The organism is Ferrovibrio sp. GW821-FHT12D07 (genome assembly GCF_058807275.1).
Map to the genome: position 1 here is coordinate 570,696 of NZ_JBXAQN010000002.1, position 18,721 is coordinate 589,416.

The following is an 18,721-nucleotide window of genomic DNA, read 5'->3' on the forward strand; positions in this document are numbered from 1 at the left end:
CTAAAGCGAGAAGTGGCGGGCCGCGATCACGGCCTGGGTGCGGCTGCGCACGCCGAGCTTCTTGAGGATGGCGGTGACATGCGCCTTCACGGTCGCCTCGCCCACCGAAAGTTCATGCGCGATCTGCTTGTTGAGCTTGCCCTTGCTGAGCAGCGTCAGCACACGCAGCTGCTGCGGCGTCAGTTCGGCAACGCGGCGAGCGAAATCATCGGGCATGCCGGCGGCCTCGCCACCCTCGACCTCGGGCGGCAGCCAGACTTCGCCATCCAACACCGACTGCAACGCACTGGCGATGGTCTCCAGCGCGGCCGATTTGGGTACGAAAGCGGCGGCGCCGAATTCGATGGCGCGGCGCATGATGGCCGGCTCGCGCGTCGACGACACGATGGCGACCGGAATGGCGGGATGGCTGGCGCGCATGGCGGCCAGGCCGGCGAAACCGTCCATGCCGGGCATGTCGAGATCGAGAATCAGAAGATCGACGGACTCGCGGACGGCCAGCGCCTGACGTGCGCCGTCGAGATCGGCGGCGCCAATCACTTCGACGCCGGTCATCGCCTGGCGCAACGCCTGCCCCAATGCCTCACGGACCAGCGGATGGTCGTCGGCGATGATAATGGTCAGTGCCGGTTCTGCGCCGGACTTCTCTGCTCCCGTCATGAATGCGACGGTAAACCAGCCGCCCGCCGTCAGCAAGCCGAGCGGGCCTTCGACCAAGGGGGGCGACCAAGGGGGGCGACCAAGGGGGGCGACCGAGGGCTTCAGCCCAGGCGGCGGAGTGAACTTGGCCCGGCCTGGGGCTTGAGCGGCACCATGCCGGTGCAGCCGGCCAGCGTGAAGACATCGAAAGGCTGGGCGCGGTAGACGCCGATGGCGCCGGCGGCACGCAGCCGGGCGGCGAAACCGGCGTCGTCGGAGGCCAGTTCGACGGCGTTGGGCAGCCAGGTTTCGCGCACCAGCCGGGCTTCCGTCCGCATTGCCGCGGCGATACTCTGTTCACCCGACCAGCCGAAGGGATAAACCGCCACGACGCGGCCGCCGGCCTCGGGCGGCAGTTCGGCGCGGCGCAGCGTCAGGCCGAAAATGCCGGCCCAGATGACGAAGACGGCGCACAGGAATCCCAGCGCCAGCCAGTGCAGGCCGGCGAAAGAAGAGCCTTTCCCGTTGCGCGCCATCATCATCCCAAACGCATCAGGCCGGAGCCGCCACCGGCGCCACACGCACCAGCGGACGCTCGTCGATCGGCCAGTGCACGATGGCGGCGAAGACGCCCAGCCCCATCGAAATCCACCAGACGATATCGTAGGAGCCGGTCATGTCGAACAGCCGGCCCCCGAGCCAGACGCCGAGGAAGCCGCCGACCTGGTGGCTGAAGAACACGATGCCGAACAGCGTCGCCATGTAGCGCGGCCCGAAAATCTGCGCCACCAGACCTGAGGTCAGCGGCACGGTGGACAGCCAGAGCAGACCCATGGCGAAGGCGAAGATCAGCACGCTGATCTGGGTCATCGGCATCATGACAAAGATGGTGATCACCACGGCGCGCGCGCCGTAGATGAAGCTGAGCAGGTATTTCTTCGAGCGTTTGCCGCCCAGCACGCCGGCCGTGTAGGAGCCGACGACATTGGCCAGGCCGACCAGCGCCAGCGCCCAGGCGCCGGTCTGCGGATCGAGGCCGCGGTCGACGATATAGGCCGGCAGATGGGTCTGGATGAAGGAGACGTGGAAACCGCAGACAAAGAAGCCCGAGATCAGCAGCCAGTAGCTTTTCTGACCGCCGGCTTCCTTCAGCGCCTCGCTTAAAGATTGCTTGGGCCCGGCATTTTCGGCCGTCTTGCCACCCAGCACGGTGGCGAGCGGCGCGATGGCGAGCGCGAACAGGCTGAGCAGCAGCAGCGCGAACGACCAGCCATAGGCGGCGATGAAGCCCTGGCTGAGCGGCACCATGAGGAACTGGCCCATCGAACCGGCGGCTGTCCCCAGGCCCAGCGCCCAGGAACGCTTTTCCGGCGGCACCATGCGGGCGATGGCAGCCAGCGCCACGGTGAAGGACGTGCCGGCGAGCCCCATGCCCAGCAGCATGCCGAGCGTGAGGTTGAGCATCAGCGGCGTGGAGGCGTAGGCGGTGAGCGCGACGCCGCCCGCGTAGAAGAGCGCGCCGACGGCGAGCACGCGATCCGAGCCATAGCGGTCAGCCAGTGCGCCGGCGAAGGGCTGGCCGAACCCCCAGAGCACGGTCTGCAGCGCGATGGCAAAGGCGAAAATCTCGCGGCCCCAGCCGTTGGCGGCGCTGATCGGTTCGAGGAACAGGCCGAAGCCGGAGCGAACGCCGAAATTGAGCAGCGCGATGATGCAGCCGACGATGATGACGAGCATCGGGGTCCGCCAGGTCAGGACGGGAGAAGTGGTGGTCATGGCGTCAGCTCCTGCACGCGCGTTCGGCCTGCCGTCATGACTAGGAGGGCGAAGACGGACCGGCAAGTGTCGAAAGTGTACCCCATGGCAGCGCTTATCCGACCGTTATCGGTCCTTATTCAAACGCTATTGTCGCTTATCGGACCGCTATCCGGCCTTATCCGACCCTTATTCCTGCTTATTCGTATTCGTTTTGCTTCGTTTCCATCTGGCGGTGTTTGGCCTCAAGGCCAATACTCGCAATAAGAACATTATAGCAACATTTGGGCCAGACCACAAGACTGCATGCAAAAAATCCGTGGGCGGATCGATATGCCTCAGGGCTTCTTTTCGCCAACGCCCACTGGATTGTAGCCCTCAACCACAAGCCTGAGCTTGCCGCTGGCCATGGCGGCGGTACTCGCCGCAGTCTCTTGCGCTCCCATCGGCGGCGCCATCCAGGTCATGGAGCCATAGGCGGTCGGGATCACAACCGGGGTCTGCTGGATCGCAACATTGTTCAGGATGAGTGAGCCATTGGCGGCCTGCCGCTGCGACACGATGAGCATATAGGCTTCGCGCCTGTTGGCTTCGTTGATGAACAGTGTTCCCGACAGGGCATTGCCCTCCTGCAGGCCAGCCCGGCGGAAGGCAAAGGACTCCAGATGCGAGCGGCGCAGCTCCTGGTATTTCTCATCCAGGAAAATGGCCGTGGGGTAATAGACGGCAGGATCCTGAGGCGAGCCGCTGAAATAGCTGCTGAGCTTCAGCATGTAGGGCCCTGTCCACTTCGGCAGGGCGAAAGCCTTGGCGTAAACCGTCTCGTACTTGTCGAGCAGGATCACCGGATCGACTTCACCGATCGTGATCTCATGCGTTTCACCCAGCGCCACCGGCTTGTACGTCAGGCCGGGCAGATCGACGTGATTGGTGCGTTTGTTCAGAACCGCTGCGCTGTCGGCAGCCATCTTCGCGCCCGATTGTACGCAGGCTCCGAGCGAAGCCGCAAAAACAGTAAGCAGCAAAAAACGACCGATACGGGCAAACGACATGGCCGACGTCATGGCTTGCTGTCAGCGCGGGTCAGATCGGTGGATATTTTCTTCACGATCATCGGAGTCGCCGCATTCAGCGCCTCAACCGCATTCGGCGCGGAATCCAGCAGCGTATTATAGTTGGTGAAGCGGTATTTGGATTCCGAGATCAGCTCGATCGGCTGCCCGCCGCCATGCTGATAGCCATAGCCGATCAGTTCCGAATAGAGCACAGCCTTGCTCTTGGCATCAATCAGGCGCACGTAGACCCGCGCGGACGGCACGTAATCCGATGTGGCGGTCGCAGCGATGAATCCGTTCCAGTTGATCACCCAGTCCAGATAAGCGTCAGCCTCGACCTTGATGTCGGCATAATTCTGCAGCATCTCGGGCTTCGCACGGGTGGGCGTGAAGCGGACAACCTCGTATTTCGCCGTGATCAGTTCCTGTTCCAGCGCATCGGTGAGGCTCGACGCAAAGTCGACCTTCATCTCTTTCATCTTTTTGGTGAAGCCGTCGGTCTTCGACTGCATGTCGGCGGCCGCGACAATACCGCCAATCAGGCCGAAGCTCTGTCCCGGATGATGGGCAATGTAGACGGCATAGGCTTCCGGCTTGGCCGGTTCCAGCAGGGCGATTTTCTTGACATTCGTGTGGGCCTCCCTGTTGAAGGCCTGCTTCGGCACCTGCGCACAGGCCACCGTGATCAGCAACAGGGCCATCGCGGCGAACAGCCGCGCCAGGCCACGGAAAGACGGAATACGCCGCACAGGCGCAAAAGCCATATCAGTCATTTTGATTCCCCCCAGAATCGCCTTACCTCGCGCGGCACTATAGGAAGGCTGCGTGATTCTGGAAAGTACGTCTGGGGGAGTATACGGACGAAGGAGACGCGCTTAGCGGGTGCCCATCGCCTTCTCGATCTGCTTGGCCGTGTTGTACTGGCTGAGCGCATAGACCGCCCAGAGCGCCGCCGGAATCCAGCCGATCAGGGTGATCTGCAGAATCAGGCAGATGATCCCGGCGAACGGCCGGCCGATGGTGAAGAACAGCAGGAAGGGCAGAAAGATCGCGATGAGCAGGCGCATGCGTGCGGTTCTCCATCAAATCTGAGTCGCGGCCAGTATAACCCGAAACGCAAAACGGCGCGCCGTTGCCGGCGCGCCGCCTTCAATTCAGCCGAAGCTGAGAGGTCTTACTTGCCGAGGCTCGGATCGATCTGCTTGCAGGCGTCGACCAGGCCCTTCACGGCATTGGCCGAATGCTCGAACATCTTCTGCTCATCGGCATTGAGCTGGATCTCGACGATCTTCTCGACGCCATTGGCGCCGATCACCACCGGCACGCCGACATACATGCCGGTCTGGCCATACTTGCCCTTGTCGAGCCAGGCGGCGCAGGGCAGAACCCGGCGCTTGTCCTTCAGGTAGCTCTCGGCCATCTCGATGGCCGACGAGGCCGGCGCGTAGAAGGCCGAACCGGTCTTCAGCAGCGCCACGATCTCGGCGCCGCCGTCGCGGGTGCGCTGGATGATCTTGTCGATCTTCTCCTGCGTCGACCAGCCCATCTTGATCAGGTCAGGCACCGGGATGCCGGCCACGGTGGAGTAGCGGATCAGCGGCACCATGGTGTCGCCATGGCCGCCGAGCACGAAAGCGTTCACGTCGTTGACCGAGACGTTGAATTCTTCAGCCAGGAAGTGACGGAAGCGGGCGCTGTCGAGCACGCCGGCCATGCCGATCACCTTGTTATGCGGCAGCCCGCAGACTTCGCGCAGCACCCAGACCATCGCGTCGAGCGGGTTGGTGATGCAGATGACGAAGGCGTTCGGCGCATGCGCCTTGATGCCGGCGCCGACGGCCTGCATGACCTTGATGTTGATGCCGAGCAGATCGTCGCGGCTCATGCCCGGCTTGCGGGCGACACCGGCGGTGACGATGATGACATCCGAACCGGCGATGTCCTTGTAGTCCTGGGTGCCGCGCAGCTTGGCGTCGAAGCCTTCGACCGCACCGGCCTGGGCCATGTCGAGCGCCTTGCCCTGCGGCAGGCCTTCGACCACGTCGAAGATGGTGATGTCGCCGAGTTCCTTCATGCCGGCCAGCAGGGCCAGGGTGCCACCGATATTGCCGCCGCCGATGAGGGCGATTTTCTTGCGCGCCATAGGGAAATCCTCCGGATTTACACGTGTCTTGGGGTGGAAATGGTCAGCCCAAGGGGTAGCGGGAATCAGCCGGGCCGGCAAGGCTCCGGCACCCCTCCGAAGGCCGAAGACGGCCAGGTTCGGGCAAGAAAAAGGCCGCCCGGCGGGGCGGCCTTTAAGACGTGGATGGCCGGGACAAGCCCGGCCATGACGATTTGAAACTAAAGCGCCATACCCCAGCGCGTCAGCGCGTGATCCCCGCGTTTAGCGCGGGGCCATCCGGAGCGCGCCATCGAGACGGATGGTCTCGCCGTTCAGCATGGTGTTCTCGCAGATATGCTTCGCCAGGGCGGCATATTCCTCGGGCTTGCCCAGGCGCGACGGATACGGCACCGACTTGCCCAAGGACTCCTGCGCTTCCGGCGGCAGGGCGAACATCATCGGCGTGCCGAACAGGCCCGGCGCGATGGTGCAGACGCGGATGCCGAACGAGGCGAACTCACGCGCCAGCGGCAGGGTCATGCCATGCACGCCGGCCTTGGAGGCGCCATAGGCGGGCTGGCCGATCTGGCCGTCGAAAGCCGCGACCGATGCGGTGTTGATGATGCAGCCACGCTCCTTGTCGGCCATCTCCGGCTGCTGCTGCATGTGATGCGCGACCAGACGGATCATGTTGAAGGTGCCGATCAGGTTGATCTGCACGACCTTGATGAATTTCTCCAGCGCCACCGGGCCATCCTTGCCCACCGCCTTCATCGGCGTGCCGACGCCGGCGCAGTTGACCAGCACGCGCACCGGACCGACCTTGGCGATCGCATCCTTCACGGCGGCCTCGCCGCCCGGGCCATCGGCCACGTCGCACTTCACTGCCACGCCGCCGATCTCCTTGGCGGTCTGCTCGGCCAGCTCCAGATTCATGTCGAAGATGGCGACCTTGGCTCCGGCCCCGGCCAGCGCGCGCGCAGTGGCCGCGCCCAGACCCGAAGCGCCGCCGGTGACAATCGCGCCTACACCCTTGAGATCCATCACATGCTCCCTTGATCGTTATATATCGTAACTATTCCGGTGGGCGTTTATAGACCACCCGGTTTGGCATTTCCACGTTTGGCAGGTTATTCCAGCAGCAGCCGGTCGTAGGTGCCATCGGCGCGCAGGCGGGCCAGCGCCGCATTGAAGCGCGCGATCAGGGCCGGCCCATCCGGCCGGTTGCGCGGCACGATGAAATAGATGTTGGCGCTGCCGATGGGTGGATCGGTGACGACGGTGATCTGACCGGCCAGGCCCATCCGCGCCATCAGCGCGGTGCCGATGCGCTGGTCCTGGATGAAGAAATCCGCACGCCCCGCCGCCACCAGTCCGGGACATGTGGCGGCCGTGCCCGGCATCACGGTCTCTATTTTTTTCTGATCGATCAGCGCCTGCACCAGCGCCGGCGGCGCATAGCCGAGCGCCAGGCAAAGGCGGCGTCCCTGCAGATCATCGACCGTACGATAGGGAAACGCACGCTCGGTCGACATGAACAGCACCTGCCGCACATGGAACAGCGGTTCGGAATAGAGAAACTCGCGTTCCCGCTCCGGCGTGCGGATATAGGGATAGGTGGCGTCATAACGGCCGCGCAGGGTCTCTTCATAGCCGCGACGCCAGGGCAGATAATCCGGCGGTGCCGCCCCCTCGCCCATCGTGGCAATCACCTGCCGCACCAGCACGGTGGCAAGGCCGCCGCCGGGCAGGCGCGGATCGGCGAAGGGCGGGTAATCCTCGCCCGTCACCAGCCTGAGCCGCTCGGCAGCACAGACCTGGCCCGTCAGGATGGCCGCCAGAATAGTCATCAGGGCGGCAATCCGGAAAATCATCCGGCGAAAACGCATGTGAAAACCTGCCTTTGTCGAAGTATTCCACAAGCCGGCCCGAGTTGCAGCGCTCAACTTGCAGTCCGCCGGCGGCCTCCCCATATGGGAGGCGTGAGCTTGGACCCCAACCCTCCCTCCTATCAGTTGCCCGCCGATCCGGCGCGCCTGGCCATCGAACAGCCGCGCCTGGCCAAGCGCTTCTGGCGCAAGCTGAAAAAGACCGTCAGCTACCTGCCGTTCGGCGAGACCTTCCTCTCGGCCTTCTTCGCCGCCGTCGACCCGAAGACGCCGACCGGCGCGAAGGCGATCCTGCTCGGGGCGCTGGGCTATTTCGTCGTGCCGATCGACGTGATCCCCGACATCCTGGGCGCGTTTGGCTATGGCGACGACCTCGCCGTGATCCTCGCCGCCATCAAGGCAGTGGAGAGCAGCATTACCGATACGCATCGCGAGAAGGCGCGCCAGCAGCTCGACCGGCTGCGCGAGCACCTTTAAGCCAAGTCATGCTAGGATGGCGCCATGCGCCGCCTGCTCCTGTCCACTCTCTCCGGCCTTCTCCTCGCTCCCCCCGTCGCGCTGGCTGAACCGCCAGCGCCGCCGCTGCGCTTCGAGGCCGGTGCGGTGCTGGCCGGCGGCTATGTGCTGCGTGAGGCGACCGTGCTGCCGGCGCAGACCGGCACGGCCGCGCTTCGCTTGCGCGACGGCGGCCTGCTGCACTGGCGGGTGGTCGTGGAGAATGGCGAGACGCGACTGCTGGATGAAAAAGACCGCTGGGCCGCCAAGGCGGAATATCATCGCCAGCAGCGTAACGGCAAGCAGGTGTGCCTGATCTATCAGACCACCATCTCGCCGGAATGGGCCATCCGTGGCGGCGAGGCAGCGGAAAAGCGTGCCGACTTCACGCCGGCCGATGACCGCATCTACAGCTTCCGGGACGCCCCCTGCCCCTGAACAAAAAAACAGGGCCTGTTCCCGAAGGAACAGGCCCTGCCGCTTCAGCCGATACGGCTAAGGCTTAGTAGGTGCGGTAGGGCTGCAGGATCACGGTGCCCGCCGGGACGGCGGCCGGAGCCGGCTGCACATAGTAGGTGCCCGGCGCGGTCGGGGCCGGCTGCACGATCACGGCGCCGGTCGAGGAACCGGTCGTGGTGGTCGTGGTCTGCTGCACCACGGTGCCCGGGGGCATCGGCTGCGCCGGCACGGCGACAACCGGCGACGGCACGAACACGGCCGCAACCTGCTCCAGCTCAATATGGATGTTGTTGGCCGGCGCGGTCTTGGTCAGCACCTGGTAGACCTTGTTGTTGCGGAACATGATGCGGCCGCCCTGCTCGATCCACGCATTGATCACGTAGGTCGCGTTCGGGTTGACGCCATTATAGTCGTAGGGCAGCGAGAAAGTGGTCGGGGCAGCGCTGTTCGGCAGGATGCGCTGTTCGGAGACGACCACCGGATAGTTCTGGCCTTTGCTGATGTCTTCCAGGCGGACCACGATGACCGAGTCAGCCGGCAGGATCAGGCGTTCACGATAGGACACGGTGCCGTTGATGGCATAGCTGCGCGAGGCGCAGGCGACCATCGAGGACAGGGCGAGGGTAGCGGCAATGAGTGAGAGGAATGTGCGACGCGCAAACATGGGTTTTCTCCTTATGAGCCGTCAGCGTGAGGGCGAGACGCATCTTGGCAATATCCAAACGCCGGGCAGCGGCGAACGTTCCGCCGTTTTCCGCCGAGCGATGCGCACCAAACCGCCACCCCATGGCTCCGGTTCCGCCTCGCTTCATCGCATCGTTTTTTTGTCTCAGACCTTACCGCATGCGGAGAGAGCGCCGTGCACGCAGACGCTGCGTCGGATTGCGGCGAAAAGAAGGCTGATGTCTGAAGGCTATAGGTAGGCGATCAGGCGGCCGCCGATGACGGCGCCGCACCAGGCCAGCAGCGAGACCAGCGCGCCGACGCGCGCGAGCGGCGGGACATGCGTGGTGACGCCCCAAAGTTCCATGCTGCGCCAGGGCCCCAGATGGAACAGGCCCGCATTGATCAGCCCGATGGCGACGCAGGCGAGCTTGATCTGGAAGGCCGGGTTCACGGCGATGCTGGTGGCTTCGGTGCTGAACAGCAGGAAGCCGGTGGGCGCTGCGGTGAAAAACCCGACCATCGCCAGCGGCACGGCATGGCGGGCAAAGGGCGCGGCCGGCAACCGCAGACTCAGGCCCAGCAGGCGCAGGTCGAAGCCGACGATGCTGCCGACCAGCAGCACGAAGCCCAGGATATGCAACACCTCCACGGCGGGATAGAGCAGCATCGAGCTACGCATGGCATCGCCCAGCGCGGACTGCTCCAGCGCGACCAGCAGCGGGTGATGCGCCAAGATGCCTTCCCGGGTGTGTTCCACCTAGCGCAGTTCCACGGTAAAGCCGTTATGGGTGAGACGCTCGGCCCGCATCTCGTCGGGTATGCCGCGATTGGGATAACCCACCGCCACCACCTTGTCGCCCGCCTTGATATCGGTGACCGGCTTGCCACGGCTGGCCATGCGCGACGGCGGCGACAGCGTCACCGTCCAGGTCTTGTCTAGCGTCTTGAGCCGCAGTTCGGCATGCGGATTGTCGGGGTTCACCTTCTCCACCGTGCCATCCAGCGTCAGCACCGTGTTGGAATCATAGGAGCCCCAGCCGTGATGGGCGAAAGCCGCACCTGATAGCAGTGTGATGGCGACGGCAAGCAATGGGCGACGGATCGGCATGGGGACCTCCGTGTTGGCTGGCCCCATTCTCCTGCCATCGCCCCTGCACTGCAACCGATCAGTTGGCCGTCATCTTCAACAAATCGATATAGAAGCGCGTCGCCCGCACCAGATTCTCGATGGACAGCCGTTCGTTGGTGCCATGGAAACCGGTCAGGTCGAGCGGCGTGATCATCATCGGATTGAAGCGGTAGGCGTTATCCGAGATGGCGCCGTAATGCACGCTGTCGGTGGCGGCGAGCGTGAGCCCGGGCGTGACCGCGATCTCGCCATAATTACGCCGCACCGCATCGGCCATGGCGCGGAAGACCGGCGTGTCGCTGCCGGCCACAGCCGACGGATTGGACATAAAGGTGACGCCCGGCGTGATGGTGATGCGGTCATCGTCGATGGTCTTTTTCACATAGGCCGTCACGCTCTCGATGCTGTCGCGCGGATGCAGGCGGAAATTCACCGTGCCCGTCGCCTCGATCGGCAGCACATTCTCCTTCACGCTGCCCGAGAGCATGGTCGGTGCGGTGGTGGTGCGCAGCATGGCGTTGGTGGTGGGCGCTTTCGCCAGGGCGAAATCCAGCACCGGCTTGAACAGCCACTGGTTGGCGAACAGCAGACGCTTGTCGAAGGACATATGGCGGGCCATGGCGCCGAAGGCGTCGGCCGTGATTCCGTCCATGCCACCGGGCAGCGGCGCCTTCTGCAGCTTCACCAGTGCCTCGGCCAGGATACCCACCGCGGTCTCACGCGGCGGCATGGCGGAATGGCCGCCCGCAGCGCGCGCCGTCAGTTCCAGCGTCAGGTAGCCCTTCTCGGCCACGTTGATGCTGGCGATCGGCAGGGCCAGGCCGGGCACGATGCCATCGAGCACGAAGGAGCCCTCATCGAGTGACCAGTCCAGCCGCACATTCTGGCTCTTGAGATGCGCGGTAACCGCAGCCGCGCCCCGCAGACCGCCGATCTCTTCATCATGACCGAAGCTCAGGTAAACCGTCTGGCGCGGCTGGAAGCCGTCCTTGAGCAGCCAGGTCACCGCATCCAGAATGGTGATGACCGCGCCTTTGTCGTCCAGCGTGCCACGCCCCCAGACATAGCCATCGGCGATCGCCCCGCTGAACGGCGGCTGACCCCAGTCCTTTTCGGTGCCGGGGATCACCGGCACGACATCGTAATGCGCGGTCAACAGCACCGGCTTGGCCATGGCTTCGCGCCCGGTCCAGGTGAACAGCAGGCTGTGCCCGCCGATGCGCTCCAGCTTCAGCTGCGCATGCACCTCGGGATACGTATCGGCCAGCCAGGCGATGAACTGCTCGAAGGGTGCGGGATCGGTGGGCAGCGGCGGCTGCTGCGAGATGGTGGGAATCTGCACGGCCTGCGACAGGCGCTGCGCCGTGGCATTGCCATCGACCGGATAGCTGGCGGCCTGCAGGGCCGACGTAACCGGCGGCACGAACATCACGGCGCGATAGATGGCGACGGCGGCGACGCCCAGAACGACGATACCGATCAGGGCCAGGAGTTTCTTGATCATTCTTGTGCCTCCCATGTTGACCACAACCTAATGAGGTTTCGGGCAGGCCGGCAAGTTGACGCTACGTCGACATCCATAAAAACAGCCCCGGCGATCTCTCGCCGGGGCTGTTCCGGTACAGATTTTATACCGGCTTTACTTCGCGCTGGCGGCAACCGTGTAATCGGCGCCGGTCTTTTCCTTCAGCTCGTCCAGCGTCACGCCGGGCGCACGCTCGATCAGCGTCATGCCGCCACCCTTGCGGTCGATGGTGAAGACCGCGAGATCGGTCACCACCATGTCGACAACGCCGGCGCCGGTCAGCGGCAGGTCACATTTCTTCAGCAGCTTCTTCTCGCCGTCCTTGGAATTGTGCTCCATGACGACGACGACGCGCTTCACGCCGGCGACCAGGTCCATGGCGCCGCCCATACCCTTGACCATCTTGCCCGGGATCATCCAGTTGGCCAGATCGCCATTCTCGGCCACCTGCATGGCGCCCAGGATCGACAGATCGATATGGCCGCCGCGGATCATCGCAAACGACTGGTCGGAACCGAAGAAGCTGGAATGCGGCAGCTCGGTGATGGTCTGCTTGCCGGCATTGATCAGGTCGGCGTCTTCCTCGCCCTCATAGGGGAACGGGCCCATGCCGAGCATGCCGTTCTCCGACTGCAGCACGACATCGACGCCGTCGGGGATGTAGTTCGACACCAGCGTCGGGATGCCGATGCCGAGATTGACGTAGAAACCGTCCTTCAGTTCTTTCGCTGCACGGGCGGCCATTTCATCGCGGGTCCAAGCCATGATGTGTATCTCCTCTCGGCTCAGGCGCGCTTGCGCACGGTGCGGTTTTCGATGGTCTTGCTGTACGGCGCACCAAGGATGACGCGCTGCACGTAGATGCCCGGCGTATGGATATTGTCGGGATCCAGCTGACCGGGTTCGACGATCTCCTCCACTTCGGCAATGGTGATCTTGCCAGCCGTGGCCATCGCGGGATTAAAGTTGCGCGCGGTCTTGCGATAGACCAGGTTGCCGGCGGTGTCGGCCTTCCAGGCCTTCACCAGCGAGATGTCGGCGACCAGACCGGTCTCCATGATGTAGCGCTCGCCGTTGAAGACGCGCTCTTCCTTGCCTTCGGCGATCAGGGTGCCGACACCGGTCTTGGTGAAGAAGGCCGGGATGCCGGCGCCGCCAGCGCGGATGCGCTCGGCCATGGTGCCCTGCGGATTGAATTCGAGTTCCAGTTCGCCGGCCAGATACTGCTTGGCGAAGATCTTGTTCTCGCCGACATAGGACGAGATCATCTTCTTGACCTGGCGGGTCTCCAGCAGCTTGCCCAGGCCCGCGCCATCGACGCCGGCATTGTTGGACACGCAGGTCAGGCCCTTCACGCCGCTGTCCATCAGCGCGTCGATGAGCTTTTCCGGCAGGCCGCAGAGGCCGAAGCCGCCGCACATCACCATCATGTTGTCGCGGACGATGCCTTCCAGCGCCGCCTTCGCACTCGGGTAAACCTTTTTCATGCGCCCCTTCCCAGACTGGAGACTTCTAAGGCTCGGGCCCCACTCCCCAGACGGGGCGGCCCAAGTCCCTGAAACGCGGGGACATTACCGGCGTGTTTGCGCTGCGGCAACGGTCGACTTGACGCAGGGCGAACGGACTGGCAATTTGTTGGGGATATGAACAAAACCGCCCGACTGAGCATCCTACTTCTTAGCTGCCCGATCCTGTAAGCAGGGTCGGGACGTCTCGAAGTGCGTGCGCAGTCCTTCAACCGGTCGGTTTTTCATGTCCATCTCGCCTTATCACGATGATTTCGGTCCTGTCGCTGCGCGTCGCGCTGCGCAGCTCCTGACGCTTCGACTGCGACTTACCGGCGGCCGCTGAACAGCGGGCCTCTGTCAGCGGCCGTATACGGCCCTTCTCCGTCATCGTTGCACCGTATTTTCGCTCAGGAGCGAACCCAATGACCAAAGCCATCACGCCGCCCAAGATGAATTTCCACAAATACCGACCATTCCAGCCGATCACCCTGCCCGACCGGACCTGGCCCAACCGCACCATCACCAAGGCGCCGACCTGGTGCAGCGTCGATCTGCGCGACGGCAACCAGGCCCTGATCGAACCGATGGGCCCGGACCGCAAGCTGCGCATGTTCGAGACGCTGGTGAAGCTCGGCTTCAAGGAGATCGAGGTCGGCTTCCCGGCGGCGTCGGATACCGATTTCAGCTTCGTGCGTCAGATCATCGAGGAAAAACTGATCCCCGAGGATGTCACGATTCAGGTTCTGACCCAGGCGCGCGAAGAGTTGATCACCCGCACGTTTGAATCGCTGAAGGGCGTGCATCGCGCCATCGTGCATTTCTACAACTCGACCTCGACGCTGCAGCGCCGGGTGGTCTTCGGCCTCGACCAGGCCGGCATCACCAAGATCGCCACCGATGCGGCGAAACTGGTGAAGCAGCTCGCTGATGCGGCGCCGGAAACCGACTGGGTCTTCCAGTATTCCCCGGAAAGCTTCACCGGCACGGAAATCGATTACTCCATCCAGATCTGCGAAGCGGTGATGGATGTGATCAAGCCCACTCGCGAAAAGAAAATCATCTTCAACCTGCCAGCCACGGTGGAGATGAGCACGGCCAATATCTACGCCGACCAGATCGAGTATTTCCTGCGCAAGGTGAAGAACCGCGACTGCATCATCCTCAGCCTGCACCCGCATAACGACCGCGGCACCGGCGTGGCGGCGGCGGAACTGGGCGTCATGGCCGGCGCCGACCGCGTGGAAGGCACGCTGTTCGGCAATGGCGAGCGCACCGGCAATGTCGATGTCGTCACGCTGGCGATGAACCTGTTCAGCCAGGGCGTCGACCCCGAGCTGGATTTCAGCGACATCACGTCGGTGGCCCGCACGGCGGAATACTGCAACCAGTTGCCGGTGCATCCGCGTCATCCGTATGTGGGCGAGCTGGCCTTCACCGCTTTCTCCGGTTCGCATCAGGATGCGATCAAGAAGGGCATGACAGCACAGGGCCAGCGCAACGACAGCATCTGGGAAGTGCCCTACCTGCCGATCGATCCGGCCGATGTGGGCCGGGCCTACGAGCCGGTGATCCGCATCAACAGCCAGTCTGGCAAAGGCGGTATTTCTTACGTCCTGGAAACAGATTACGGCCTCGAACTGCCGCGCCGCCTGCAGATCGAGTTCAGCCAGGTGATCCAGCGCATCGCCGATGGCACCGGCAAGGAAATCTCGCCGCAGCTCATCTGGGATACCTTCCAGTCGGAATATCTGACCCAGCCGGAAGGCCGTTTCGGCTTTGGCAGCCACCGCACCCTGCCCGACCCGCATCAGAGCGAGCGGCGCAGCCTGACCGCCAGTCTCAAGGACGGCGGCAAGGCCGTCGAGCTGGAAGGCCACGGCACCGGGCCGATCGATGCCTATATCGACGCGCTGAACCGCCATGCCGGGGTATCGATCAACCTGATCGATTACCGCGAGCATGCCATCGCGCCGACGGCCGCCAATGGCGGCGCCTCCTCGGAGGCGGTCGCCTATGTGGAGGTGAAGCGTCCGGACGGCTCCACCCTCTTCGGGGTAGGCCGTGATCGGAATATCGTCGCGGCCTCGCTCAAGGCCGTGACCTCCGCAGCGAACCGCCTGATCGCGGGCAGCTAAAAGCAGGCTCGTTGCCTAATCTTTCAGCAGAGCCGCCGAGAATAGGGCAGAAAGCCGCGCCGCGGCCTTTCCTGCCCGCCTCGGCGGCGGCTAAAGTGGTGTCCGACTCGCGTCGGGCGACCGGCACGGTTCTTGAAGGGTGGGACAGGCGACGACGCGCCGTGCGGGCAACGACCCAGACACCGGCCAACAACGCTGAGGAGTGAGACACATGAAACTGGTCATGGCAGTCATCAAGCCATTTAAACTCGACGAAGTACGCGAGGCGCTTACCAGCCTCGGCGTCGAGGGCCTGACCGTCACCGAGGTAAAGGGTTTTGGCCGACAGAAGGGCCACACCGAGATTTATCGCGGGGCGGAATACGCCGTTAGCTTCCTGCCGAAGGTCAAGATCGAAGTGGCGGTGAAGTCCGCGCTTGCCGATCGCGTGATCGAGGCGATCCAGAATGCAGCCAAGACCGGTCAGATCGGCGATGGCAAGATCTTCGTGGTCGATCTGGAAAAAGCCCTGCGCATCCGCACGGGTGAAACCGACGACGACGCTCTCTAAGACTTAAACAGTCCTGGCAGCAGCAATATCCATCGGCCCGGTTGCCTAGCAGCCGGGCCGATGTCTTTTCAGGAAGATTTTTAGTTGGCGCGCTGCATCGCAGCCGTCAGCCGCTCGACATTGAGGCGGTACATTTTCACGTAACTGTCCGCCTCGCCGCCCGGCGGCGACAACGCATCGGAATACAGCCGTCCGCCGACCTGCACCTTCGCCTCCTTGGCGATCTGCTCGATCAGCCGGGGATTGACGATATTCTCGAAGAACAGCGCCTGCACGCGCTGACGCTTCATCTGCCGGATCAGTTTCGCCACGCCATCGGCCGAGGCCTCGGATTCCGTGGTCACGCCCTGCGGCGACAGGAATTCGATATCGAAACGGTCGGCCAGATAGCCAAAGGCGCTGTGCTGGGTGATCGCCTTGCGATAGGCGCGCGGCAGTGTTTCGAATTCCGCCTGCGCCCAGGCATCCAGGGCCTTCAACTCGGCCGCATAGGCGGCACCGCGCTGGCGGTAGTGATCGGCATGGGCCGGATCGGCCGCCGCAAGACCGGCAGTGATGGTGGCGACATAGGTCTGCATGCGCGGCAGGTCATGCCAGACATGCGGATCGGCCGGGCCGTGATCATGGCCGGCATGGCTGTGCCCCATCAGGCGCGGACGGATGCCGTCGGTGGCGGTGATGCGCAGTCCCTTGAAGCCGGAAGCCGCGACCAGACGGTCGAGCCAGCTTTCGAAATTCAGCCCGTTGGCGATCAGGATATCGGCCTGCGCCAGTGCGCGCGCATCGGACGGCGCCGGCTGGAAGACATGGGCATCACCCATGGCCGGCACCAGCGTCGTCACCGTCACATGCTCGCCGCCGATGCGGGTGACGATATCGGCCAGGATCGAGAAACTGGCGATGACTTTCTTCGGCGCGGCCTGCACCGGTGCGGCAAGCAGCAGCGCGGCCAGAACCGCGAGGCACAGCCGGCGCATCTCAGCCTTCCAGGTGGCGGCGCTGGCGCCACAGCATGATCAGGCCCTGGCGACCGCAGCCAAGCGACAGGAAATAGGCGGCGCCGGCGAACAGCACGATGGCGGGACCGGACGGCAGGTCGGCATGGAAGGACAGCAGCAGGCCGCAATAGCCCGAGATCATCGCGATGAAGGCGGCGACCAGCATGCCGGCGATCAGCGAGCGGCTCCAGTAGCGCGCCGCCAGCGCCGGCAGCATCATCAGGCCCACCGCCATCAGGCTGCCAAGCGCCTGGAAGGCGGCGACCAGATTGACGACGACCAGCCCCAGGAAGATGAAGTGATACAGCGTGCCGCCGCCGCGCACACTGCGCAGGAATTCCGGATCGAAGCCATCGGCCAGCAGCGGACGGTAGATGGCGGCAAAGACCAGCAGGCTGATGCTGGCAACGCCACCCAGCAGCAGCAGCGCCGCTTCGTCCACCGCCAGCACCGAGCCGAACAGGATCTGCATCACATCCACCGCAGAACCGCGCGTCGAGATCAGCGTGACGCCCAGCGCCAGTGCGATCAGGTAGAAGGCGGCGAAGCTGGCGTCTTCACGCTGGTCGGTGGCGCGGGTCGCGGCACCGGCGGCAATCGCCACCACCAGGCCGGCGATGACGCCGCCGATGCTGATGGCCGGCAGGGAAAAACCGGCGACCAGGAAGCCGATGGCGGCGCCGGGCAGGATGGCATGGCTCATGGCCTCGCCGAACAGGCTCATGCGACGCAGCATCAGAACGACGCCGATGGGCGAGCCGCCCAAGGCCAGCGCGCAGCAGGCGACCAGGGCCCGGCGCATGAAGGCGAATTCGGCGAACGGGCCGAACAGGAAATCCCAAGCCGCGCTCATGCGCGTCCCTCGCTGCAGATGGTCATCGGATCAGGCCGCGTGGGTGTGGTTGTGATGCGCGTCGTCGACGTGACAGAGCGCCGCGTCCTCGTCCCAGGATTCCGCCATGCGGCGGGCGGCGAGCTGGTTTTCCGGGGTCAGCACATCGCTGCTGCGGCCCCAGGCGATCAGGCGGCGCGCCAGATACACGGCGTCGGGGAAATTCTGCCGCACCAGATCGAAATCATGCAGCACGGCGATCACGGTGCGCTGCTCGCCATGCCAGCGGTTCATCAGCGCCAGCAGGTCGGCGATGGTGCGCGCATCCAGGGCGTTGAAGGGTTCGTCCAGCAGGATGACGCGGGCATCCTGCACCAGCACGCGGGCGAACAGCGCGCGCTGCGCCTGGCCGACCGACAGCGTGCCGAGCGGGCGCTTCTCGAAGCCTGAAAGCCCGACAGCGTTCAGCGCATCGCGCGCCGCAACGATGCCGTCACGGCCGATGCGGCCGAAGGCGCCGGCGCGCTGCCAGTGACCGAGCAGCACGAGTTCCAGCACCGAAATGGGATAGGCGCGATCGATGCTGGCCTGCTGCGGCAGGAAGGCGATGTCGCGGGCCTTGATCGGGCCGCGCTCGATGCTGCCATCGGCCAGCGGCATCTGGCCCATCACGGCCTTGAGGAGTGTCGACTTGCCGGCACCGTTCGGCCCGACGATGGCCGTAAGCGAGCCCGGCGCGAACCGCCCGCTGACATGATGCACGGCGGGATGGCGGTCATAGGCGACCGTCACGTTGTCGAGGCGGATTTCACCGGAAACGCAGGTCATCATTCCACCATCAGGGCCCAGGCGATGGCCGCCCAGAGCAGTGCGATCACCGGCAGCAGCGCAGCCAGCCGCATCCACCAGCCGGCGGTCAGCGCGGCAATGGGCAGGTCAAAGGCAGGCGTGTGCCGGTGGGAGCGGTGATCATGCATCAGGA

Annotated in this window: 23 protein-coding genes; 4 read left to right on the top strand and 19 right to left on the bottom strand. The window is 64.2% G+C overall.

The features are described 5' to 3' along the window. From AC1RRE_RS14580 to AC1RRE_RS14620, 9 genes are all read right to left on the bottom strand, one after another. Positions 1–660: a response regulator gene (locus AC1RRE_RS14580; RefSeq protein ID WP_492981915.1), complete on the bottom strand. Its 660-nt coding sequence runs from the start codon at positions 658–660 to the stop codon at positions 1–3. Between the two features lie 101 nt (positions 661–761). Next, a complete protein-coding gene (locus AC1RRE_RS14585) occupies positions 762–1,181 on the bottom strand; it encodes a hypothetical protein (protein ID WP_492981916.1) in 420 nt (139 codons plus the stop codon). 10 nt (positions 1,182–1,191) lie between these two features. Beyond that, positions 1,192–2,415, bottom strand: a complete 1,224-nt coding sequence (locus AC1RRE_RS14590; RefSeq protein WP_492981917.1) for an MFS transporter — start codon at positions 2,413–2,415, stop codon at positions 1,192–1,194. A gap of 317 nt (positions 2,416–2,732) precedes the next feature. Then, positions 2,733–3,458: a MalM family protein gene (locus AC1RRE_RS14595; protein ID WP_492981918.1), complete on the bottom strand. Its 726-nt coding sequence runs from the start codon at positions 3,456–3,458 to the stop codon at positions 2,733–2,735. Further along, positions 3,455–4,222 carry a hypothetical protein gene (locus AC1RRE_RS14600; RefSeq protein WP_492981919.1) on the bottom strand — a complete coding sequence of 256 codons (768 nt, stop codon included), beginning with the start codon at positions 4,220–4,222 and terminating at the stop codon, positions 3,455–3,457. Before AC1RRE_RS14600 ends, AC1RRE_RS14595 begins: the two co-directional genes overlap by 4 nt. A gap of 102 nt (positions 4,223–4,324) precedes the next feature. Then, a complete protein-coding gene (locus tag AC1RRE_RS14605) occupies positions 4,325–4,516 on the bottom strand; it encodes a YqaE/Pmp3 family membrane protein (protein WP_492981920.1) in 192 nt (63 codons plus the stop codon). A gap of 107 nt (positions 4,517–4,623) precedes the next feature. Beyond that, positions 4,624–5,592 (bottom strand): malate dehydrogenase, encoded by a 969-nt coding sequence (gene mdh, locus AC1RRE_RS14610; protein ID WP_492981921.1) that lies wholly within the window; start codon positions 5,590–5,592, stop codon positions 4,624–4,626. A gap of 243 nt (positions 5,593–5,835) precedes the next feature. Further along, positions 5,836–6,597, bottom strand: coding sequence for an SDR family NAD(P)-dependent oxidoreductase (locus AC1RRE_RS14615; protein WP_492981922.1), 762 nt, complete (start codon positions 6,595–6,597; stop codon positions 5,836–5,838). Between the two features lie 86 nt (positions 6,598–6,683). Further along, a complete protein-coding gene (locus AC1RRE_RS14620) occupies positions 6,684–7,403 on the bottom strand; it encodes a substrate-binding periplasmic protein (RefSeq protein WP_492981923.1) in 720 nt (239 codons plus the stop codon). 138 nt (positions 7,404–7,541) lie between these two features. Here AC1RRE_RS14620 and AC1RRE_RS14625 point away from each other — a divergent pair, with 138 nt between their 5' ends. Both AC1RRE_RS14625 and AC1RRE_RS14630 read left to right on the top strand, forming a co-directional pair. After that, positions 7,542–7,919 carry a YkvA family protein gene (locus AC1RRE_RS14625; RefSeq protein WP_492981924.1) on the top strand — a complete coding sequence of 126 codons (378 nt, stop codon included), beginning with the start codon at positions 7,542–7,544 and terminating at the stop codon, positions 7,917–7,919. A gap of 24 nt (positions 7,920–7,943) precedes the next feature. After that, positions 7,944–8,375 (top strand): hypothetical protein, encoded by a 432-nt coding sequence (locus AC1RRE_RS14630; protein WP_492981925.1) that lies wholly within the window; start codon positions 7,944–7,946, stop codon positions 8,373–8,375. Between the two features lie 64 nt (positions 8,376–8,439). Here AC1RRE_RS14630 and AC1RRE_RS14635 read toward each other — a convergent pair whose 3' ends face one another. The 6 genes from AC1RRE_RS14635 to AC1RRE_RS14660 all read right to left on the bottom strand — a co-directional run bounded on the left by AC1RRE_RS14635 (position 8,440) and on the right by AC1RRE_RS14660 (position 13,203). Continuing rightward, on the bottom strand, positions 8,440–9,060 hold the full coding sequence (locus tag AC1RRE_RS14635) for a YbaY family lipoprotein (RefSeq protein ID WP_492981926.1): 621 nt from the start codon (positions 9,058–9,060) through the stop codon (positions 8,440–8,442). Between the two features lie 249 nt (positions 9,061–9,309). Next, positions 9,310–9,795 (bottom strand): hypothetical protein, encoded by a 486-nt coding sequence (locus tag AC1RRE_RS14640; protein ID WP_492981927.1) that lies wholly within the window; start codon positions 9,793–9,795, stop codon positions 9,310–9,312. A gap of 24 nt (positions 9,796–9,819) precedes the next feature. Beyond that, on the bottom strand, positions 9,820–10,170 hold the full coding sequence (locus AC1RRE_RS14645) for a DUF6152 family protein (protein WP_492981928.1): 351 nt from the start codon (positions 10,168–10,170) through the stop codon (positions 9,820–9,822). Between the two features lie 58 nt (positions 10,171–10,228). Continuing rightward, positions 10,229–11,695, bottom strand: coding sequence for a M20 family peptidase (locus AC1RRE_RS14650; protein ID WP_492981929.1), 1,467 nt, complete (start codon positions 11,693–11,695; stop codon positions 10,229–10,231). A gap of 135 nt (positions 11,696–11,830) precedes the next feature. Continuing rightward, a complete protein-coding gene (locus tag AC1RRE_RS14655; protein ID WP_492981930.1) occupies positions 11,831–12,481 on the bottom strand; it encodes a 3-oxoacid CoA-transferase subunit B in 651 nt (216 codons plus the stop codon). Between the two features lie 20 nt (positions 12,482–12,501). Continuing rightward, complete coding sequence (locus AC1RRE_RS14660) at positions 12,502–13,203, bottom strand: CoA transferase subunit A (RefSeq protein ID WP_492981931.1); 702 nt, start codon at positions 13,201–13,203, stop codon at positions 12,502–12,504. A 443-nt stretch (positions 13,204–13,646) separates the two neighbouring features. On the opposite strand from AC1RRE_RS14660, the gene leuA reads away from it, so the two are divergent. Together leuA and AC1RRE_RS14670 are read left to right on the top strand one after the other, a co-directional pair. Then, positions 13,647–15,359, top strand: a complete 1,713-nt coding sequence (gene leuA / locus AC1RRE_RS14665; protein ID WP_492981932.1) for a 2-isopropylmalate synthase — start codon at positions 13,647–13,649, stop codon at positions 15,357–15,359. A gap of 211 nt (positions 15,360–15,570) precedes the next feature. Continuing rightward, positions 15,571–15,909 (top strand): P-II family nitrogen regulator, encoded by a 339-nt coding sequence (locus tag AC1RRE_RS14670; protein ID WP_290811128.1) that lies wholly within the window; start codon positions 15,571–15,573, stop codon positions 15,907–15,909. 80 nt (positions 15,910–15,989) lie between these two features. Here the strand turns inward: AC1RRE_RS14670 and AC1RRE_RS14675 are convergent, their stop codons facing one another. Genes AC1RRE_RS14675 through AC1RRE_RS14690 form a run of 4 tightly spaced genes read right to left on the bottom strand, consistent with a single transcriptional unit; the run spans position 15,990 to position 18,716 of the window. Beyond that, positions 15,990–16,886 carry a metal ABC transporter solute-binding protein, Zn/Mn family gene (locus AC1RRE_RS14675; protein ID WP_492981933.1) on the bottom strand — a complete coding sequence of 299 codons (897 nt, stop codon included), beginning with the start codon at positions 16,884–16,886 and terminating at the stop codon, positions 15,990–15,992. A gap of 1 nt (position 16,887) precedes the next feature. Next, positions 16,888–17,760 carry a metal ABC transporter permease gene (locus AC1RRE_RS14680; protein ID WP_492981934.1) on the bottom strand — a complete coding sequence of 291 codons (873 nt, stop codon included), beginning with the start codon at positions 17,758–17,760 and terminating at the stop codon, positions 16,888–16,890. Between the two features lie 30 nt (positions 17,761–17,790). Beyond that, positions 17,791–18,570 carry a metal ABC transporter ATP-binding protein gene (locus tag AC1RRE_RS14685; protein WP_492981935.1) on the bottom strand — a complete coding sequence of 260 codons (780 nt, stop codon included), beginning with the start codon at positions 18,568–18,570 and terminating at the stop codon, positions 17,791–17,793. Then, on the bottom strand, positions 18,567–18,716 hold the full coding sequence (locus AC1RRE_RS14690) for a hypothetical protein (protein WP_492981936.1): 150 nt from the start codon (positions 18,714–18,716) through the stop codon (positions 18,567–18,569). The genes AC1RRE_RS14685 and AC1RRE_RS14690 overlap by 4 nt, the downstream gene beginning before the upstream one ends. Positions 18,717–18,721 lie beyond the last annotated feature (5 nt).

What these genes read in the sequence shown, in the direction of transcription:
- AC1RRE_RS14580 (WP_492981915.1), bottom strand. Translation starts at nt 660, where the DNA reads ATGACGGGAGCAGAGAAGTCCGGCGCAGAACCGGCACTGACCATTATC.
- AC1RRE_RS14585 (WP_492981916.1), bottom strand. Translation starts at nt 1,181, where the DNA reads ATGATGATGGCGCGCAACGGGAAAGGCTCTTCTTTCGCCGGCCTGCAC.
- AC1RRE_RS14590 (WP_492981917.1), bottom strand. Translation starts at nt 2,415, where the DNA reads ATGACCACCACTTCTCCCGTCCTGACCTGGCGGACCCCGATGCTCGTC.
- AC1RRE_RS14595 (WP_492981918.1), bottom strand. Translation starts at nt 3,458, where the DNA reads ATGACGTCGGCCATGTCGTTTGCCCGTATCGGTCGTTTTTTGCTGCTT.
- AC1RRE_RS14600 (WP_492981919.1), bottom strand. Translation starts at nt 4,222, where the DNA reads ATGACTGATATGGCTTTTGCGCCTGTGCGGCGTATTCCGTCTTTCCGT.
- AC1RRE_RS14605 (WP_492981920.1), bottom strand. Translation starts at nt 4,516, where the DNA reads ATGCGCCTGCTCATCGCGATCTTTCTGCCCTTCCTGCTGTTCTTCACC.
- mdh (WP_492981921.1), bottom strand. Translation starts at nt 5,592, where the DNA reads ATGGCGCGCAAGAAAATCGCCCTCATCGGCGGCGGCAATATCGGTGGC.
- AC1RRE_RS14615 (WP_492981922.1), bottom strand. Translation starts at nt 6,597, where the DNA reads ATGGATCTCAAGGGTGTAGGCGCGATTGTCACCGGCGGCGCTTCGGGT.
- AC1RRE_RS14620 (WP_492981923.1), bottom strand. Translation starts at nt 7,403, where the DNA reads ATGACTATTCTGGCGGCCATCCTGACGGGCCAGGTCTGTGCTGCCGAG.
- AC1RRE_RS14630 (WP_492981925.1), top strand. Translation starts at nt 7,944, where the DNA reads ATGCGCCGCCTGCTCCTGTCCACTCTCTCCGGCCTTCTCCTCGCTCCC.
- AC1RRE_RS14635 (WP_492981926.1), bottom strand. Translation starts at nt 9,060, where the DNA reads ATGTTTGCGCGTCGCACATTCCTCTCACTCATTGCCGCTACCCTCGCC.
- AC1RRE_RS14645 (WP_492981928.1), bottom strand. Translation starts at nt 10,170, where the DNA reads ATGCCGATCCGTCGCCCATTGCTTGCCGTCGCCATCACACTGCTATCA.
- AC1RRE_RS14650 (WP_492981929.1), bottom strand. Translation starts at nt 11,695, where the DNA reads ATGATCAAGAAACTCCTGGCCCTGATCGGTATCGTCGTTCTGGGCGTC.
- AC1RRE_RS14655 (WP_492981930.1), bottom strand. Translation starts at nt 12,481, where the DNA reads ATGGCTTGGACCCGCGATGAAATGGCCGCCCGTGCAGCGAAAGAACTG.
- AC1RRE_RS14660 (WP_492981931.1), bottom strand. Translation starts at nt 13,203, where the DNA reads ATGAAAAAGGTTTACCCGAGTGCGAAGGCGGCGCTGGAAGGCATCGTC.
- leuA (WP_492981932.1), top strand. Translation starts at nt 13,647, where the DNA reads ATGACCAAAGCCATCACGCCGCCCAAGATGAATTTCCACAAATACCGA.
- AC1RRE_RS14670 (WP_290811128.1), top strand. Translation starts at nt 15,571, where the DNA reads ATGAAACTGGTCATGGCAGTCATCAAGCCATTTAAACTCGACGAAGTA.
- AC1RRE_RS14675 (WP_492981933.1), bottom strand. Translation starts at nt 16,886, where the DNA reads ATGCGCCGGCTGTGCCTCGCGGTTCTGGCCGCGCTGCTGCTTGCCGCA.
- AC1RRE_RS14680 (WP_492981934.1), bottom strand. Translation starts at nt 17,760, where the DNA reads ATGAGCGCGGCTTGGGATTTCCTGTTCGGCCCGTTCGCCGAATTCGCC.
- AC1RRE_RS14685 (WP_492981935.1), bottom strand. Translation starts at nt 18,570, where the DNA reads ATGATGACCTGCGTTTCCGGTGAAATCCGCCTCGACAACGTGACGGTC.
- AC1RRE_RS14690 (WP_492981936.1), bottom strand. Translation starts at nt 18,716, where the DNA reads ATGCATGATCACCGCTCCCACCGGCACACGCCTGCCTTTGACCTGCCC.